General features: G+C 33.8%; 2 protein-coding genes. One reads left to right on the top strand and one right to left on the bottom strand.

Annotation, left to right across the window (positions count from 1 at the left end):
* Positions 1–1,042: KamA family radical SAM protein (locus BN3772_RS30115; RefSeq protein ID WP_042204466.1), on the top strand; the 1,042-nt coding region annotated here is incomplete at its 5' end.
* A 1-nt stretch (position 1,043) separates the two neighbouring features.
* Here the strand turns inward: BN3772_RS30115 and BN3772_RS30120 are convergent.
* Positions 1,044–3,530: a P-loop NTPase fold protein gene (locus BN3772_RS30120; protein WP_042204468.1), complete on the bottom strand. Its 2,487-nt coding sequence runs from the start codon at positions 3,528–3,530 to the stop codon at positions 1,044–1,046.
* Between the last annotated feature and the right edge of the window lie 46 nt (positions 3,531–3,576).

Genomic DNA, 3,576 nt, shown 5'->3' on the forward strand with positions numbered 1-3,576 from the left:
TCCTAATAACTCAGAATTATTTGGAGGTTATTACGCAATGGACAAAATTTTTGCTGCAACTAACGAAATGCTTTACCAACTTTCTGAAGAAGAATTTAATCGAATTAATGAATGGTATCCAATTAAAGTAACGAGTCATATTATGTCTGAAATCTCTAAAAAAAAATCAACTAGACTTGCTGCGCAATTTCTACCAGATTCTCGTGAATTGCAATCTGACGAAGGCATCGGAGCTTTTTTTCCTGAGGAAATCCATAATACTGAAATTGTAGTTCAAAAGTATCCTAACCGTTGCATGATATATACAACGGGAGTTTGTTTTGCACATTGTCGTCACTGTAGTCGTAAAGAAAAGTGGCATGAAAAAAATAATTTTTCATATTTTCTATTCGATAAAGCTTATTTATACATTAATCAAAATTCTCATCTTGAAGATGTATTACTGACAGGCGGAGATGCACTAGCTAATTCTGACGATAACATTGAATATATGTTAGAAAAATTAAGTGCTATTGCTCACATTAAGTCTATTCGATTAGCAACGCGTGCTTTCACAAGCTTTCCGGATCGAATAACCTCAAAACTTTGTGCCATACTCGAAAAGTTTAATAAAGTGGTCGTGGTTACCCAGTTCAATTGCACTGATGAATTCTCAGATAAAACAGTTGCTGCAATTCACAATATTCAAAAAACTGGAACCCCCATATTAAACCAATCGGTTTTATTAAAGGGAGTTAATGACGAATTTCGGTCTATAAAAGATTTATTCAGCACTTGTGCAGCTCATCGTGTTATCCCATACTATTTATTTCACTGTTTTAATGTTAAAAGTGTTGGGCATTTTAGAACAAACGTAGAACTGGGCGAAAAAATCATAAATAATTTGGTAGGGAATATAGGTGGTTGGTGGATTCCAAGATATATTCTAATACCTGATAGCACAGGCATTAAAATTCCGCTATGTCCCAATGGGCTTGTGGAGCATTCTGAAGCTAGTATCAGAGTCAAAGATTACAGGGGACGTATTCTGAGCTATGAATGACTTAATTGTAAAACATTAGTTCACAGAGTTGCCACTCTTGCTTTATAAAACAAGCTCTTCTATCAGTTGTATGTCTTTGATTTGTTTGAAGTACATCATTTATAGCAATTCCTATTTCTTTGCTCAATATAATACTTTTCTCAATTAATGGGGAATATTGTTTGGTATTTATAAGAGAAAGCTTTTCTTTTGGGAATAGTTGAACAGCTTTCACGTGATTTCCTGCTGAATAAACATATTTAGCGTAATTATATTTCACGTTACAGTGCACAACAGGATCTGGGCAAGAATTAGTGTAATACAATGCCTGTTCAAACAACTCCTCTACAATATTGCGATCGTTATCTTCCATAATATTCAAAACCGCAAGATTGCTATAAATATAGGCGTGCTGGAGGGGGGAAATAGCCCCCCGCAAAGCTTCGGTTAGACTAGCTCGGGCTTCACTCATTTGATTATTCAAAAGAAAATACAATGCTAGATTATTCTGGACAAAGTGAAGTTCCAAGGACAATTCTTGATTGAAGATTTTTTCTGATTTCTTTAAATGCTTAAGCGCATCTAAATGGTTACTATACATTAAATATTCGATGCCCAAATTATTATGTACACAAGCTAAATTCCTCTTATAATTAGTATCCTCGAAAAGCTGAATAGCCTCTTCCAAATTTTTGCAACAATCCTGGAATTTATTGTGAACCATTTGGGTAACCATCAGATAGGAGCCTTTTGTTATTGAATCCTCCTTTTGATTGGCCAGCCGTATTCCTTTATTATAATTATCCAGAGCCAAAGCATATTGCCCATTCAAATCATAAGCAGAGATTAATCGTAGAAACGATTCATGAAAAATGTAATGATTATTTTTGCTATTTTCCAGAGCTTCTTTACAGTATTTAATAGTATTTCTATAGTCGTTTCTATAATAGTATGCTTGGGCAATAGTCCCACAAAGTAAAGAATAGTCTTCGCTCAATTTAAGTGCATCAAGTATTGCTGTCTCCAGACTTGTAAACAAGTGTATACAACTCTCTATATCACCTGAATAGTAATACGCCCGGACTAAAAGAAAATCAATCTTCGCCATATTCTGTGCTTCCAGCAAAATTGTCTGCTTAATGTTTTGAGAATCATTAATAAATCTGTCATACATGCATTTGCCAAAGGCTAAGTTACCATAGACTCTGGTCCACTCAAATGCGTTATTATACGCTTTGGATTTCAAATACAGATAAGAAAGTGTTCTTGCTTTGCTGATACTTTGAAGAGGACTGTTTTCGTATGCATTAATAATTTGTTCACGTAGTTTTTTTTCTTCATATGCAGTGATATGATCAGAATGTTGGATGTACTCTGACAAAATTCTATATTTAATATTAAATTCATCATTTTGTTCATCGTACACGATCATTTCTTTTTTTTGCAGCATCCCTAAAATCCTATACATATCACCATTGGGGATGTTTGCAATTTCCCTCAAAACTGGATCCGTTAAAGTTCCGCCAGCAATGGAGAGCAAATATAGAATTCGCCTTCCTTGCTCCTCGAATGAATTAATTGTCTCATTATAAATTTTGCCCAACCATTCTTCCGTCTCTGCATTGAGGGTGCGGACTATAATTTCTTCAAGCGAATTATTTGCGCATATTACAGACAGTAAAAGAGGCAACCCTGCCGTTTTCTCATGAATACCTATGATTAGAGGATTATCTGCACCATAATTGCTTTTATATTTCAAATTAATATACTGTGATGTTTCTGTGACGTTAAACTCACTTAATTTGGTGCTAATGCACTTTACAGTTTCAATGTTTCGGGTGAAAAAGTTATTGATTGTCGATATATAATGATAATTATTAATTTCAGATCTTTTACTTTCAGTTGAACAAACAATACTAAGATCGCAGTTACTTTTTAACAATTCTTCTATAAATATAGCACTATTACAGTCCAGCTTTTCAATTTCATCCAAAGTGATATAGATTCTTTGATATAATATTCCAGTTATATCCACAACTATCCTTGCTAACGTTTGAGGAAATTCAGTACTTTTAGCCTTATCTATTGTTTCTAAGTAACGTTCATATTTGCTTTCAATTGTTGATCGTATAGCTTCAAGAATATTTACTTCCGCGTTAAGAACAGCTGCATTCTCTGTTCCTACAGATGCAGAAGCTTTTAATTCGAAAGTTCGAACCAAATTTGCCAGAAAACTGGACACCTTAAACTTCTGTTTTGTGTTCTCTATTTTGCTTCTTGAAATAAAGTGAAGAACGGCATTTTTCAAAGAAATTAGTCCATCAGAATCAAATTTATTGAAGTTCAAATGAATATGTAAACGGTCATTAAGTTTATTGCTCAACACATTAAGCAGAGTTGTTTTTCCAACTCCATAAACACCTGTCAGAATAAAAAGTTCCTTTGCATGTTCTCCTTGCAGCAAAAAATCATCGAGTTCGCTATATGCCTCTCTTTTATCTATAATCATTAGTTAAACTCCTTTAATATATAAAGTCCAAATAATTCTGAGTTAT

It is taken from the genome of Paenibacillus camerounensis, from assembly GCF_000723885.1.
Taxonomy (GTDB): Bacteria; Bacillota; Bacilli; order Paenibacillales; family Paenibacillaceae; genus Paenibacillus_AQ; species Paenibacillus_AQ camerounensis.